13 protein-coding genes and 1 pseudogene are annotated in these 13,355 nt (G+C 66.5%); 2 read left to right on the top strand and 12 right to left on the bottom strand.

Going from position 1 to position 13,355, the window contains the following annotated elements; translation table 11 throughout:
- Nucleotides 1-27: 27 nt before the first annotated feature.
- Nucleotides 28-864 (bottom strand): mycofactocin-coupled SDR family oxidoreductase, encoded by an 837-nt coding sequence (locus tag ROP_RS06780; RefSeq protein ID WP_012688589.1) that lies wholly within the window; start codon nucleotides 862-864, stop codon nucleotides 28-30.
- A gap of 35 nt (nucleotides 865-899) precedes the next feature.
- The gene (locus ROP_RS06775; RefSeq protein ID WP_012688588.1) at nucleotides 900-2,096 is read right to left on the bottom strand and encodes an acyl-CoA dehydrogenase family protein; all 1,197 of its coding nucleotides are present in this window, start codon (nucleotides 2,094-2,096) and stop codon (nucleotides 900-902) included.
- Nucleotides 2,097-2,438: 342 nt separating this feature from the next.
- On the opposite strand from ROP_RS06775, the gene ROP_RS06770 reads away from it, so the two are divergent.
- Nucleotides 2,439-2,897 (top strand): hypothetical protein, encoded by a 459-nt coding sequence (locus ROP_RS06770; RefSeq protein WP_012688587.1) that lies wholly within the window; start codon nucleotides 2,439-2,441, stop codon nucleotides 2,895-2,897.
- A 196-nt stretch (nucleotides 2,898-3,093) separates the two neighbouring features.
- Here ROP_RS06770 and ROP_RS06765 read toward each other — a convergent pair.
- From ROP_RS06765 to ROP_RS06725, 9 genes and pseudogenes are all read right to left on the bottom strand, one after another.
- Nucleotides 3,094-3,237: pseudogene (locus tag ROP_RS06765) on the bottom strand (pyridoxamine 5'-phosphate oxidase); the annotation flags it as partial.
- Nucleotides 3,238-3,352: 115 nt separating this feature from the next.
- Entirely contained in the window at nucleotides 3,353-3,871 is a 519-nt protein-coding gene (locus tag ROP_RS06760; protein ID WP_012688585.1) for a hypothetical protein, read from the bottom strand.
- A 91-nt stretch (nucleotides 3,872-3,962) separates the two neighbouring features.
- A complete protein-coding gene (locus ROP_RS06755) occupies nucleotides 3,963-4,889 on the bottom strand; it encodes a 3-keto-5-aminohexanoate cleavage protein (RefSeq protein WP_012688584.1) in 927 nt (308 codons plus the stop codon).
- Nucleotides 4,890-4,934: 45 nt separating this feature from the next.
- On the bottom strand, nucleotides 4,935-5,948 hold the full coding sequence (locus ROP_RS06750; protein WP_012688583.1) for a ketopantoate reductase family protein: 1,014 nt from the start codon (nucleotides 5,946-5,948) through the stop codon (nucleotides 4,935-4,937).
- Nucleotides 5,945-7,282 carry an MFS transporter gene (locus ROP_RS06745; protein WP_012688582.1) on the bottom strand — a complete coding sequence of 446 codons (1,338 nt, stop codon included), beginning with the start codon at nucleotides 7,280-7,282 and terminating at the stop codon, nucleotides 5,945-5,947. The genes ROP_RS06750 and ROP_RS06745 overlap by 4 nt, the downstream gene beginning before the upstream one ends.
- Nucleotides 7,283-7,370: 88 nt before the next feature.
- Nucleotides 7,371-8,414 (bottom strand): LacI family DNA-binding transcriptional regulator, encoded by a 1,044-nt coding sequence (locus tag ROP_RS06740; RefSeq protein WP_012688581.1) that lies wholly within the window; start codon nucleotides 8,412-8,414, stop codon nucleotides 7,371-7,373.
- A 321-nt stretch (nucleotides 8,415-8,735) separates the two neighbouring features.
- The gene (locus tag ROP_RS06735; protein ID WP_012688580.1) at nucleotides 8,736-10,076 is read right to left on the bottom strand and encodes a helicase-associated domain-containing protein; all 1,341 of its coding nucleotides are present in this window, start codon (nucleotides 10,074-10,076) and stop codon (nucleotides 8,736-8,738) included.
- Nucleotides 10,077-10,089: 13 nt separating this feature from the next.
- On the bottom strand, nucleotides 10,090-10,398 hold the full coding sequence (locus ROP_RS06730) for a calcium-binding protein (protein WP_012688579.1): 309 nt from the start codon (nucleotides 10,396-10,398) through the stop codon (nucleotides 10,090-10,092).
- A 315-nt stretch (nucleotides 10,399-10,713) separates the two neighbouring features.
- Nucleotides 10,714-11,751: an HNH endonuclease gene (locus ROP_RS06725; protein ID WP_012688578.1), complete on the bottom strand. Its 1,038-nt coding sequence runs from the start codon at nucleotides 11,749-11,751 to the stop codon at nucleotides 10,714-10,716.
- Between the two features lie 248 nt (nucleotides 11,752-11,999).
- Here ROP_RS06725 and ROP_RS06720 point away from each other — a divergent pair, with 248 nt between their 5' ends.
- Nucleotides 12,000-12,371 (top strand): TM2 domain-containing protein, encoded by a 372-nt coding sequence (locus ROP_RS06720; protein ID WP_012688577.1) that lies wholly within the window; start codon nucleotides 12,000-12,002, stop codon nucleotides 12,369-12,371.
- A gap of 77 nt (nucleotides 12,372-12,448) precedes the next feature.
- On the opposite strand, the gene ROP_RS06715 is transcribed toward ROP_RS06720, so the two are convergent.
- Nucleotides 12,449-13,258 (bottom strand): HugZ family protein, encoded by an 810-nt coding sequence (locus ROP_RS06715; RefSeq protein WP_012688576.1) that lies wholly within the window; start codon nucleotides 13,256-13,258, stop codon nucleotides 12,449-12,451.
- Nucleotides 13,259-13,355 lie beyond the last annotated feature (97 nt).

The following is a 13,355-nucleotide window of genomic DNA, read 5'->3' as shown; positions in this document are numbered from 1 at the left end:
TGCCCCGCACTCGCGTGACTCGGCGGGTCAGACCTTGTTGAGGGCTCCGGCGTCGACGGGCATGGCGATGCCGGTGACGTAACGAGCCGCGTCCGACGCCAGCCACACCACGGCATTGCTGACGTCGACCGGCTCGATCCACGGCGTCGGCAGCACGTTCATCGCCGTCTCGCACGCCTCACGGAAGTCCTCGTGCGTGGGCGTCTCCAGGTCGGGACGGAACAGACGGTACATGTCCTCGTTGTCGATCATGTCCGTCAGCACCGACGTGGGATGGATGGAGTTGCACCGAATGCTATGGGCGCCCAGCTCATTGGCGGCGGTTCGGGCGAGCCCGGTGACCCCGTGCTTCGCGGCGACGTAGTGCGCGAAGTTCGGGAAGCCCTGCAGGCCGCCGGTCGAGCTGATCAGCACGATCGATCCGCCCTCGCCCTGCTCGATCAGGACGGGGACGGTCGCGCGCATGGTCTTCCATACGCCCGACAGGTTGATGTCGACCATTTCGTCCCACTGCTCCTCGGTGAGCTCGTGCAGGGGAGCGGACGAGAAGATGCCGGCGTTGGCGACCACGGTGTCGAGGCGCCCGAGCTTCGCGACACCCTCGGCGACCACGTCCTGGAGCTGAGTCAGCGACCGCACGTCGGCGACCGCGACATGAGCACGCTGCCCGAACTTCTCGATGTGCCGGGCGGTTTCCTGGAGGTCGTCCTCCGTCGCCCCGCGGTACTTCGTCGTTGCCGGCTTGGCGCAGAGGTCGACGATGATGACGTCGGCGCCCTCTTCCGCGAGCCGGATGGCATGCGAGCGCCCCTGCCCTCGTGCGGCTCCCGTCACCAGCGCGACCATGCCTTCAAGCTGTCCCATCAGGGGTCCTTCCGTTGTAAATGAATTGGGGGTGTTCAGACGGTGTATGCGCGCATGATCGGGGTGGCGGCGTCGACGAGCGTGATCTGATCGACCAGCATGTGCTGCGTCGCGACTGCGGCGTCACGGACGCACCGGCCGAGCGCGCTGGGGTTGCGGATCGACTGGCTGCCGGCCCAGCGGTGCGCGAAGCCGACGATCTCGCCGGCCACCTCCTGCGACCAGGTGATCACCTGACGCAACCGGGCGCGCTGCTCGTCGGTGATCTCCACACCGGCCCGCGCGCTGGCCTCGGCGTCCTCGTGGGCGGCGTACACGTACAGGCGCGTTGCCTGGTACAGCGCTTCGTATTTGCTGAACTCGCGGCGGAACAGTTCCGATTCTCCGACGACGGTGGCGTAGCCGGGGCGCGCCTTGTTCGCGACGATCCGGACGATCTCCTCGAGCGCCCGCTTCGCCAGACCCAGTGCCACGGGCGCGTGCCCGCCGACGCCGATGCCGAGCAAGCCCAGCCGGTACACGGCCTCGGAGCGGACCGGGGTGGTGGAGAACGTCTCCATCGTGAACTTGTCCGGGATGAAGCGGTCGTGGACGGCGTAGTCGTAGCTGCCCGTGCAGACCAGTCCCATCACGTTCCAGTTGCCGAGGAACTCGACGTCGGCCCGCGGCAGGAAGCCGACCCGGCAGTCGGGGGTGCCGGCCTCGTCCACAATGGGGTTGCCGTTGTCGTCGTGGACGACGAAACCCGCGCCGATCCAGGTGGCGTGCGCCGATCCGCTCGCGAACTGGTAGCGGCCGGTGACGCGGTAACCGCCCTCGACGCGGACGGCCTTGCCGGTGGGCATGATCATGCCGGCGGTGATACCCCGGTCCGGGCCGCCGAACATCTCGCGGGCGCCTTCGTCGTTCATGAACCCGGCGGCGATGCCGGTGCTGAAGGAGTTGGCCATCAGCGCCCAGCCCGTCGACGCGTCGGCCCGCGAGATCTCCTCGATCACTTCGAGTGCCTGCACGATGCCCAGCCCGCCGCCGCCGAACTCGGTCGGGACGAGGGTCCAGAACAGCTCTGCCTCCGCGAGCGCCTCGTAGACGGGCCGGGTGATCGTCGCGTCACGCTCGATCGCATCCGCCTCCTGCTCGACGACGCGAGCGACCGCCTTCGCCCGGGCGAGATAGTCGACAGGCTCCGAATCGGCGAGAACGGACACGGATCGATCAACGGTTTGCGTCATGGAAATGACCTTCCTGGTATGCAACTCGGCTCTGCGTCACCCCACCTTCCGGCGGGGACGAGATCGCGGTATGACCTGAATCACAATGGTCGGTTCGCGCGTTGCACACAGGCGGGTGACCACGTGGTCCACTACGTGGTCACCCAGTCGGGTAATGCGGCGAGCGTGAAGCTCAGCCGTCGTCTGCAGCCGTTGCCAGCGTTCTGTTTCTGGCCAGTTCGAAAAAGCTGCGGCAGGCTGTGTCGTACCGGGGGCAACCCGAGAGTGGTGGTAACGGCCCACTACCGGCTTCGGATGTAGAGGGCAGGTCCATTCATACGCCGACGGAGTCAGGAGTTCGCAATGAGAGCCTTGCCGCGAGTCATGCGTGGTGGCCCGTCGATCGTGATGGTCGCGGTTTCTTCCGTGGTCGGAATCTACGCCTTCGGTGCTGCATCGGTATCCGCGGCGCCGGTTGATACGACTTTGCCCATTCCCGTGGCGGGAATTCACATCAGCGCACTGGCCTACTGGCCCACCAGCAGGATGGACGTTGTCGCATCGACCGACACGATGTCGCCGGGAATTACCACCTTCTCCGGCAGCAACTCTGCGATTTCCAACACGGGGTGTGCGTGCTTCGTGCATTGGCGGAACGTCAGTACCGGTGCTGGCGGAACCACAGACGTTGCGGGCAACAATCCGGTCAGCGTAGTGACCGGATCCGGTCTCGTGGTCGCTGGTGCGACGTTCCACTCCGCGGGCTTCCCTGGCATCGACGTCACCGTCATCCCCGGCGCGGGAACTTGGACCGTGCCGTGATCGGAGAAGTATCTGCACTCGGCGATGGGTGCGTCGTGGTCGACATGTGAATCTCCTTGTTGAGAGGGGTTTTGCTGACAACAAGAATTTTGCCGGGCGCGCCGACGGCGGTATCAACCCCGGGAGGGAACCTGATCACACCTTGGGAGGATCCCGCGGCAACCGGCGGTTCAGCCCAGTCGCCGCGGGTGTGGGTTCACAGCCCGGTCAGTGCCCGGGCTTGATTGGTCAAAGCGACTGTCGCCGCACGTAACTGGTCGACCGAGTCGAGTGGCTCTGCGTAGCCGACCCGGGTCACGGCCACGCCACGTGGGGTGGTGACGCGCAGGTCCAGTCCGTGTGCCGTTCGATGTGTGTCGCCCTGACGTTCATCCATCCGTCGGTCGCGCGGCATTCGCTCGGGGAATACGCGATGTCGTACCGAAGAACTTGTACCCAGAAAGCTCGCGAGCGTGTCACCTGTCCCCGAAGCGCGGCGCCCAGAACTGCAGGTTGCGGAAGTAGTCGATGTCCTGGTCTTGATCGTCGAACGCGAAAGCGATGAGGTCGTCCCACTCAGGGCGCATGTTGCGGCCGACCGGCCACACCGTGTCCTGGCTGGTGTACAGGTAGTACCGCCTCGGCGTGGGGGCGGCCTTCTCCCACTCCACCTTGACCGAGCACCCGTCGCCCGGGTTGTCGGTGATGACACCGCGCAGATGGAAGTCCATGACCGACATCGAGTTGTCACGGCGGTCGAACGGCACGTCGTCCGTCACGTTCTTCCGTGTCCGGACGGTGATGCGTTCGCCCACCCGCATGTCGATGACCTTGGGCTCGTAACGGGGATCGGGATCCATTCGCCACTCACCGGACGCCTGGAAGTCCTCCACCTGGTTGCGGCCCGATCGCTTGCTGCCGCTCCCGACGATCCAGTAGCAGTCGCCGTCGTCGAGCTGATCAACGTCGACCGCTGCCGGATCCGTGTCACTCATTCCGAATACATTAGAGCCAGTGGCGGGCGTGCTCTGTCGGTCGCCTGATGCAATTCTCCGGTAGTCGGATGGGCTCAGGTCGGACCGAGGCTTAGAACGCGACCGCGGCCGAACCCTTCAGGCCCAGGTGCGCACGTGCCTCGTCCGGTGTGGCGGGGGTCCGGTCGAACATGGCGGCGAGGTCCACCACCTTCCGCACGAGCTGCGCGTTGGACGTGGCCTGTTCGCGCTTGCTGATGCGGAGGTTGTCCTCGAGTCCGACGCGCACGTTGCCGCCGAGCATCAATGACAGTGCGGCGAGGTTGAACTCGCCGCGGTATCCCACACCGGCAGCCGACCAGGTGAACGAGTCCTTGCCGAGCACACGCTCGGCGGTGCGCAGCATGTGGATGAGCTGGTCGGGCTCGGCAGCGTTCGCGCCGAGTACCCCGAGCACGAACTGCAGGTTGAACGGAGCCTCCAGCACCCCGTCCTTGACCAGCTGTTCGAGGTTGAAGATCTGCCCGACGTCGTAGACCTCGATCTCGGGCCGGGTATCCGACTCGCGCATCTGCTGCGCCATGTACGTCATGTCCTCGAAGGTGTTCTTGAAGATGTAGTCGGTGGTGCCCTCGAGGTAGTCGCGTTCCCAGTCCGCGAACGGCAGGTCGCGGGAGGCGACGGGGAAGAGGCCGAAGTTGAAGCTGCCGGCGTTGAAGGTGGCCATCTCGGGACGGAACTTCAGAACCGAGGCGCGCTCTTCGACGGTCATGCCTCGCCCGCCCCCGGTAGTGGGCTGGAGGACGGCGTCGGTGTTCTTCCTCAGCTCGGACAGTGCGCGCTCGAACAGGTCGAGGTCTGCGACTGGTCGCCCGGTCTCCTCCTCGCGCACGTGCACGTGCAGGACGGAGGCACCGGCCTCGGCCGCCTTCACCCCTTCCTCGACGATCTGGTCGACGGTGATCGGGATGGCCTTGCTCTGGGCGGGGACGGTCATTCCGCCGGTGAGCGCGCAGGTGATGATGACGGTGTCGTTCATGGTCTCGATTCCTTGGTTGGGGGAGGGGTTCTCAGCGGTGTGCCGTCAGGCGGGGACGGTGGCCAGAGCGGCCAGGGTGTCGCGGCCCGGCTCGCGGAGTCCGCGTTCGCAGTCGTGGACGAGTTCGACGATGCGGGAGTTCAGCGGGCTCGGGACGCCGACTGCCGCGGCGGTCGAGGAGACGCCGCCGTTGATGACGTCGACCTCGGTGACGGCGCCGCGTTCGAGGTCCTGCAGCATCGAGGCCTTCGTGGCGCCGAGCCGGGTCATCAGGACGCTCAGTGCGGCGTCCGCGCGGTCGAGGTCGTCAGCGGAACGGACGACGAGGTGATCCGGCTGCACGCCGACGATCTCGTCGAGGACGACACCGGCCGCGCGGGCGACGTCGTACGCCTCGGTCCACAACCGGTACGCGACCTCCCGGCCCAGCGGATCGGCGGCGACGTCCCGGTACAGCAGTCCGCTGATCGCGCCGAGCCCGGAGAAGGTGCTGTTGAGGAGTAACTTCGACCAGATCTGGCCGACGATCTTCTCGGAGACGTGCACGTCGGCCGCCGCCGTCAGGACGCGCGCCAGTCGCTCGATGCGGTCGGTCCGTGTGCCGTCGATCTCGCCGATGACGAACGGTGCCACGGTGGTCTGGGCGAGGTGTCCGGGACCGAGGTTCGTGGCGCCCCATTCGGTGATTCCGATGACCAACCGATCGGCGCCGACGAGCTCCTGAACGGTGTTCTGCACCAGCCCGTTTCCGAGGGACACATACGTGTCCACCAGGTTTCCGTCGACCAGCGGTGTGAGTGCCACGCCGAGGAAGGGTGCCTTGAGCGTGACGAGCGCGAAGTCGAAGCGACCGTCGAGGTGAGCGGCAGTGTCGACGGCGGTGATCTTGATGTGAGAGGTGCTGCCGAGTTCGTCGAACCGCAGTCCCGGTGAGTTCATCAACCGGACGTGCTCGGTGTTGGCGTCGAGGACGACGACGTCGTGGCCGGCGCGGGCGAGGTGGGCGGCGGTGACTCCGCCGATGGCTCCCGCGCCCACGACGAGGATCCGTTCGGTCATGCCTGTACCTGACTTTCGTTCTTGGTGGCTGTTGTCTTCTGTGGGTCGCGAATATCGAGCGTGAGACTGACCACCGCCCCGACGGAAACGAGCGCGATCACGAACCACAGCCCGGCGGAGGGGTTGTCGGTCGCCGTCTCGATCAGCCCCATCGCGAAGGGCCCGACGAATCCGCCGAGGATTCCGAGGGTGTTGACCAGGGCCAGTCCGCCGGCCAGGGCGGCGCCGGCCAGTCGGGCCGCCGGAACGGCGAACAGGATGGACTGGACGACGAAGAAGGTGGAGGCCGCGATGCAGAACCCGACCAGTGCCAGCGCCGGACTCGACACCGCGCCGATCGTGAAGCCGACGATCATCGAGGACATTCCGCCGAACAGCATCTTGCGCGAGCGTCGGCCGTTGGTGGCGTACCGCGGCAGGACCAGCGTGCCGATCGCCGCCGCCACCCACGGCAGGGCGGTGAGCAACCCGATCGTCAGGTCCGACATCTCGCCCCACTCGCCGATGATGCTCGGCAGGAAGTAGGTGAGGCTGTACACCGCGATCTGATGGGTGAAGTACACGGCGATCACCAGCAGGATCTGCTTGTCCTTGAACACACCGGCGAACGAATGGGTGCCGGACGCGTCGGCGCCGTCCTGTTGCTCCTTGGCCAGCCGCGCGGTGAGGTCCCGGGCCTGCTTCGGGTCGAGCCACTTGGCGTCGAGCGGGCCGTTGGGCAGATACTTGAACACCACGACGGCGAGGACCACGGCGGGCAGCCCCTCAAGGACGAACATCCACTGCCACCCGTGCCAGCCGAGCAGACCGTCCAGACCCAGGAGCGCGCCGCCGATGGGGGCGCCCATGATGTTCGCCAGGCACACCGCGACGAGGAACGATCCGTTGGCGCGGGCTCGCTGCTCGCGGCCGAACCAGTAGGTGAGGTAGAGCATCACGCCGGGGAACAGGCCGGCCTCCGCCACCCCGAGGAGCACCCGCAGGATGTAGAACGACACCGGCCCTTCGACGAACGCCATCGCGGCCGAGAGCAGACCCCAGGTGACCATGATCCGGGTGATCCACAGTCGGGCGCCGACTCGGTACATGATGAGGTTGCTGGGAACCTCGCACAGTGAGTAGGCGAGGAAGAACAGCCCCGCGCCCAAACCGTATGCGGCCGCCGAGATTCCCAGATCGGCTTCCAGATGGTGCTTCGCCAGCCCGATGTTGGTGCGGTCGATGAACGCGATGATGTACGCGGCGATCAGCAGCGGCATCAGCTTGCGGAAGATGAGGCGGTTCAGGTCCTCGCCGGGCGGCACGGACGCCGTGCGGGAGTGGTTGTCAGACATGGGAGTGCCCTTCTCAGGGTGTCGAGAGGTGGTCCCCGGACGCGGAGCGCGTCGGAGAAATGGTGATGAAGTTGTGTGCGCGGCGCGCTCACGGAGTGGGTCCGGCCGTCACCGGGACGGTCGTGGGCTCCTTCCGTGGGCACCCGCAGGTCGTTCCGATGCGGAGTTGGTGGGCGCGCAGTACCGATTGATACGAGCCGCCGGCTCCGTCGATACGGCGGGTGAGGAGTTCGAGGGCCTGTTCGGCCATCTCTCGGCGGGGTTGGTTGACGGTCGTCAGTTCGACCAGGGGCGAGGCGCCGGGGAAGAGGCCGTCGAAGCCGGTGACGGCAACGTCTTCGGGGACGGAGATCGAGTGCGCGCGCAGCGCACTGATCGCCCCGAGCGCAATGGCATCGCTTCCGCAGACGATCACCCGCGGAAGAGTTTTGCGCGCGAGGAGCCCCTCGACGGCCGCGTAGCCACCCTGTTCGCTGAGGTAGGTGCTGATGTGGTGTGAGGCGAGGCTGCGGATACCGTGGGATTCGGCGATGCGAGTGAATCCCTCTTCCCGAGCGGCGGAGGCGCTGGACACACGAGGACCGACGATGGTGACGATGTCTCGATACCCATGCTCCAGAACATGTTCCATCATCTCCGATGCGGCGGCCCGGTCGTCGATACCGACGAAATCGGCCTCGATCCGCTCGATCCGCCGAGACAGCTGGATCAGCGGTATGCGGGCGCTTCGCAGCGAGCGAATCACGTCGCCGTCGTCCGGGTGCAGGACCGTGACCACGACCCCGTCGACGTGCCGGGCGATCATCGCGTCCACCACCGACCGCAGCGTCGCCGGATCTTCCTGGGTGTGCGCGAGGAATACCTCGTACCCCCGGGTCCGGGCCGCGTCGATCGTCCCCGCCGCGATCTCGGTGTAGAAGGGATTGGCGATGTCGGTCAGGACGAGGCCGATGACGCGGGTCTGGTGCGATCGGAGGCGATCCGCCCGGGCGCTCGACGTGTGCCCGAGTTCCTCGGCTACCTCGAGGACGCGTGCGCGGGTCTCCTCCGACACCCCGGACCGCCCGTTCATCACATAGGAGACGGTGGCCGGCGAGACGCCGACTGCTCGCGCGACATCGGCGGCAGACACACGCTGCGGTCGATGTGCGTCAGTTCGTGCAGGCGACGTTCGCATGGGCTTCACCTCCTCGGGCCTGATCGGATGCACCGAGGTTAAGTGTGACCCAAATCATTAAGCAACGTTAAGTTGTCGGCGGGCACCAGACGGGCGAAGGGCCTGCGTGGCCGAGTGTGCCGCGGGTCTGAGAATGACGCCGACCGGCAAAGCAGTCGGCGAATGGCTCGCATCACACCTTAACGTTGCTGAACACATTCGAACCGTTCCGGCGTTCCAAGATGGCAGCCCCAATTGCCGCGCCTCGCCACCCCCACGAATGGAGCCCGTCGTCGCTCAGGGTGTGGGCTGTCCCGGCAGAGCGTAGCCGAGTTTCAGCAGGGCTTTGCGGAATTTTGGTTCCCGGTCGAGGGGGACCGCGAGGTGACGGTCGCCGATCGGACGGCACAGACTTCGGAGTGCGCGGTCGCGGGTGATGAGCGCGGTGAGTGCGGGATCGGTGCATTCGATCACGAGGGCGTGGCCGTGATCGGTCAGCTGGGTGGCTCGGCGAGTGACGTCGTCGATGACGGTCCTCAACGAGCCGGGCAGCTCATGGTCGGTCCGCTGGGCGAGGAAGGCCGTGAGGTCTTCGAGTGGGCGACCTGCATCGATCGCTGCCAACAGGCTCGCCGCGGTGAGGGTCCAGACCCGGTCCGCGGTGTGCTCGGCGTAGGCGGACAGCAGCAGCTGATCACCGGGGAGCAGGGTTCCGGTGGCGACGACGTCGAGGTTGGGCAGCACCTTCAGCGCCGGGGCTATCTCGTCGTCGGTGGGCGGTTGGTAGGTGTCGGTCAGGCCCAGGGCGTAGCAGCCCAGGGCGTTGAGCCGGATCTCCTTCAGCCCGTCGTACCTGCTCAGCGCATCCAGATCGTCGCCACCCCAGTTGTCGTGGAAGTCCGTTCGGGCCCCGGTGGGGTGGAGGTAGCCGAGGTCGAGCAGTCCCAGCGTGCCGGCGTACTCGAACAGCACCGCAAGCGTGTAGCGGCCCTCGAGGATCTCCCACCGGTGGTAGCCGTCGTAGCCGAGACTGCCGTACTGCGGGTCGACGAGATAGAGCTTCCACAGCGCCATCTCGCTGCGGGCGATGTTGGGGTTCAAGCGTTTCCGTCGCATGGACATGAAGAGGGAATCCACGCCGATCCACTCCCCGGGTGGGCAGCCGGCCAGTGCCCGTGCGACGGTCTCTCGGCGATTCTTTGCCGAGGTGAGGACGTTGTGTGCGCGTTGGCCTTTGATCTGCTCGATTCGGCTGAACTCGTCGATCACCGCATGGGTGAGCCAGCGCTGCCACAGTTGGGAGATGACCTCGGCCGGCAGCCTGCGCAGGGCAGTACGGCCCTTTGGGGTCAGCCGCAGTCGCCCGCCATCGATCTTGGCGAGCCCACCGGCCTGGATGATCAGCGGCCACGCGAACGACGAGATCGGGTCGTGCAGGTAGAAATCGCCGTGCGCGAGCTGTGAGCCCACGGCGCGGACCGTCGCCGCGGAGGGGCGAGCGGTCTTCTCGCTGCACCGCAGCTCGCCGGCCGCGCACAGCTGCAGCACCGTGTGCAGATTAGACAGGGCCTCGTGCTCGGTCAGTCGTATCCGGTGCTCCCCGATCGCGCCCAGGGCTCCGGTGTCGCCGGTGTTCACGCTCAGTTCCTCTCTATCGCAGCCAGTGGCGGTATGCGTCGATCCACTGCGCACCGTCGGGCGGAGGTGTCGGCAACGGCAGATCGAGGATTCGGATGCGCTGGCGCGACCGGCCACGGGTGCAGATCGCCACGATGTTCTCGTCGGTCAGGTCGACGCCGGCCACGGTGACCTGGGCACCGAGCACCTCGGTCTGGAACGGCATGTCGAGATGCTCGTCGAGCATGGTGTAGAACCCGGTGACGCATTCGCTCTCGTTGTAGCAGTCGACTGTGGCCTCCGCGACCAGGGCCTCGAGCGCCGCACGATTCGGTGATCTCACGGCGCCGAGGATACGTGCGCCTCCGGCGCCTGTGAGTACTTATTAACCTCCCGACGTTAATAAGTACTCACATGTGGCGGAATCGGCGCATCCGCCCACCCTCCACCGGTCGGCGGCACTCACGGAACGTCGCCGTGCCCGCAGCACGGCGCCGGTAGGGTCCGGCCGGCGTCGATGCGGGCGATGCTCTCGACGCGTCGACATTCATCGCCCACCGACCCAGATGTCGGGCGACACGATCAGACTCGACGCGACGTTCATCGGCGAACCTCCGGTGCTGGCAGTGCAGCGCGAAGGGAATGCCGGTGGACGCGGTCAAGCGAGCGATTCGTAGTCCCGAACGCCGCGCCAGAGAAGTGACCCGGAGGGCAAGGACCCGAACACGCCGGCTGCCGCAGACGACGTTCGACGGTGCAACAGCGGAACTCGTGTTGTGCGCGCGACCTCTGCGAGGTGCGATCGTTCGAGTGCGCGGTCGACGTGCGCGCGGACGGGGATGCTCGCCGACTTGTCGAGGTTGCAGCGGCTGTCGGCCGCGACCAGGTTGGCGACACCGTCGATCGGGATCACGGACCACGCCATGACGTGATCGATATGGACGACGGCCGCCATGCGCCCGCCGCAGTAGAAACAGAGATCGTCCTGGAGGTCACGCAATGGTTCCACTAGGGACCGCAACGCAGATCGATCTGCGCCGAACAAGAAGCCGTCCAGGTCTTCCGCGTCGAGTTCGGCGCGGTTGAAGGTGACGACGTCCTGGGTCCATGCGGTCCGGATGAAGGTGCGAAGAAGTGCGGATGTGCGCCGCAGGCCCTCCGGTATGCCGGGCCGCAGAGTGATCGTGCCGATCTGGTCGACCTCGTCCAACGTCATCTTCTTGTGGAAACCGGATGCGTCGAAGAGGAAGTCGTCCCGCGTGCCACCGTTGCGCACGTGCGGGACCGTTTGAAGGTGCGTGAGCGGTTGCTGCGCGATGGTGAGTCGCAGGGAACGGATGAGTCGCCTATAGGCGGGATGGTCGGCTTCCCGTGCGGCCTCGGCAGTTCTCAAATTCACCGCAGCCAGCTGGACGCGGACGTCGGCGATTCGGTCCGGTACGGATCGGCCGCTCTTGTTCTGGGACAGTCGCCCACGTTCGTTGAAGACGCGAACCTGAGGCCAGTAGTACGCGACGATCCGATGCGTAATCTCGTTGATCGGCACCGTCAGGCTGCCGTCCGGTGCGGCCGTGTTCTCCACGCAAATGTCGACGAGCGCGAGCAAAGTCGCCAGTTTGTACGTCGACTCACGCCGCCCGGACTCGAGCAGCTGCACCACGCGACCGGCCACGTCGACGGGGTCGAGTCTTGTCACCGAGGGAACACTACGCCCGGGGGTCGGAGTGCTTGGGCGCCGGTCAGAATCCTGGAGGTTGATGCGTGTGCCCGAGAGATACGGTCAGGCAACCGATACCGCGGCCGTGCGCTCGGTGTTAACAAGTGAGCGGTGAACGAACTGCGATGTGTTCAGTCGTAGGGGATGGTGTCGATTCGGTCGACAGAGCCTGTTCACCCAGCCCTTAGGTCCAGCTCCACACTCACATCGTCGAAGGACGGCACTCCATGACCCAGCCCCAGTACCCCTACGGCGACCAACCGCAGCAGCCCTTCGCGCATCCCGCCCAGAATTTCGGCCAAAGATCAGGCCTGCAACAGCCGGCAGCGTACGGGTACCACCCCGTGACGGGATTGCCGTACTCGCACAAGACGAAGCTCGCCGCCGGCCTGCTGAGCATCTTCTTCGGTTACTTCGGCGCGGGTCGCTTCTACGCCGGCCACACCGGGCTGGGATTCGCCATGCTGATCGTGAACATCGTGCTGACGGTGGTCAGCCTCGGAATGTGGCTCTTCGTCGCGTGGATCTGGCCCGTCATCGATGGCATCATGCTCCTCGCAGGCGAGCCGAAGGACAAGAGCGGACTCCCGCTGAGGTAACCCGGCGATGCACGAGAGCGGCGAGCACGAAGCTCGCCGCTCTCAGCGAGGCAACTCGGCCGGGGAGGGTTGCCCCGTCAGCGACCGGTCAGTGCCCTGGCCTTCTCGGTCAAAGCGACTGTCGCCGCACGCAACTGGTCGGCGGAGTCGAGTGGCTCCGCGTATCCGACCCGGGTCACGGCCACGCCGCGCGGGGTGGTGACGCGCAGGTCCAGTCCGTAGCGGTCGGCTCCCTCGCAGGTGACCGTCTTCGCGTCGGGGAAGCCGCCGAGCGCCTGGGCCATCGCGCGCAGGGCGTCCACGTGGTCGGCGTTGAGGTGCTCGATCGCCCGGCCGGCATGCGGGGTGACGGGGTCTGCTGTCGCCGCGGCGTAGTCCTCTTCGCTCGCCGAGTCCATTCGCCCGTAGCCGCCGACCCACCGCACACGCTGCACCCGCAGCACCCAGAGCGAGAAGTCGCTGAAGTCGATGTAGACGTGCGCCGCCGGGACGGCCGCCAGGTGTGCCTCCCGGGCGGCGGCGAGTTCGTCGCCTTCCGGGCGGTAGACGTACCCGGCGAGGGTGATGCGGGTGCTGGCCAGCGGATCGGACGGCGGATTCGGCGCGACGATCGCGATGCTGGCGCGCGGATCGTGCGCGAGGTTGCGGCCGTGCTCGGCCATCTGCGACACACACAGCACGGGGGAGCCGTCGAGCAGGCCGTAGGTGATGAACGACGCCCACGGGTCACCCTCCCTGGTCAGGCTCGCGAGGGTGCCTACGTTCGTCGTGGCCGCGACCGTCCGGGCCTCCTCGGCGGCGGACGGGCGGGCCGGGTTCGCGACCTCCGACAGCGGCGGCGGGACGGTCGGGGCGTCGCCGGGATCTCCATGATCAGTGTTGGTCATTCGTTGAACGGTACGCCGTCGGGAATTGCCGGTGGCATTGCCGCCCACCTGCGCTTACCGTTGAACTGAGGGCTCGATCGCCGAGTGGCTATGCGAG

Source organism: Rhodococcus opacus B4, from assembly GCF_000010805.1.
GTDB lineage: Bacteria > Actinomycetota > Actinomycetes > Mycobacteriales > Mycobacteriaceae > Rhodococcus_F > Rhodococcus_F opacus_C.
Note: the sequence above shows the minus strand (reverse complement) of the source record. Positions and strands in the feature narration are given on the sequence as shown.

Excerpts from the sequence above, each read along its gene's own strand:
- ROP_RS06745 (WP_012688582.1), bottom strand. The coding sequence starts at position 7,282 with ATGTCTGACAACCACTCCCGCACGGCGTCCGTGCCGCCCGGCGAGGAC.
- ROP_RS06775 (WP_012688588.1), bottom strand. The coding sequence starts at position 2,096 with ATGACGCAAACCGTTGATCGATCCGTGTCCGTTCTCGCCGATTCGGAG.
- ROP_RS06770 (WP_012688587.1), top strand. The coding sequence starts at position 2,439 with ATGAGAGCCTTGCCGCGAGTCATGCGTGGTGGCCCGTCGATCGTGATG.
- ROP_RS06715 (WP_012688576.1), bottom strand. The coding sequence starts at position 13,258 with ATGACCAACACTGATCATGGAGATCCCGGCGACGCCCCGACCGTCCCG.
- ROP_RS06780 (WP_012688589.1), bottom strand. The coding sequence starts at position 864 with ATGGGACAGCTTGAAGGCATGGTCGCGCTGGTGACGGGAGCCGCACGA.
- ROP_RS06720 (WP_012688577.1), top strand. The coding sequence starts at position 12,000 with ATGACCCAGCCCCAGTACCCCTACGGCGACCAACCGCAGCAGCCCTTC.
- ROP_RS06760 (WP_012688585.1), bottom strand. The coding sequence starts at position 3,871 with ATGAGTGACACGGATCCGGCAGCGGTCGACGTTGATCAGCTCGACGAC.
- ROP_RS06755 (WP_012688584.1), bottom strand. The coding sequence starts at position 4,889 with ATGAACGACACCGTCATCATCACCTGCGCGCTCACCGGCGGAATGACC.
- ROP_RS06750 (WP_012688583.1), bottom strand. The coding sequence starts at position 5,948 with ATGACCGAACGGATCCTCGTCGTGGGCGCGGGAGCCATCGGCGGAGTC.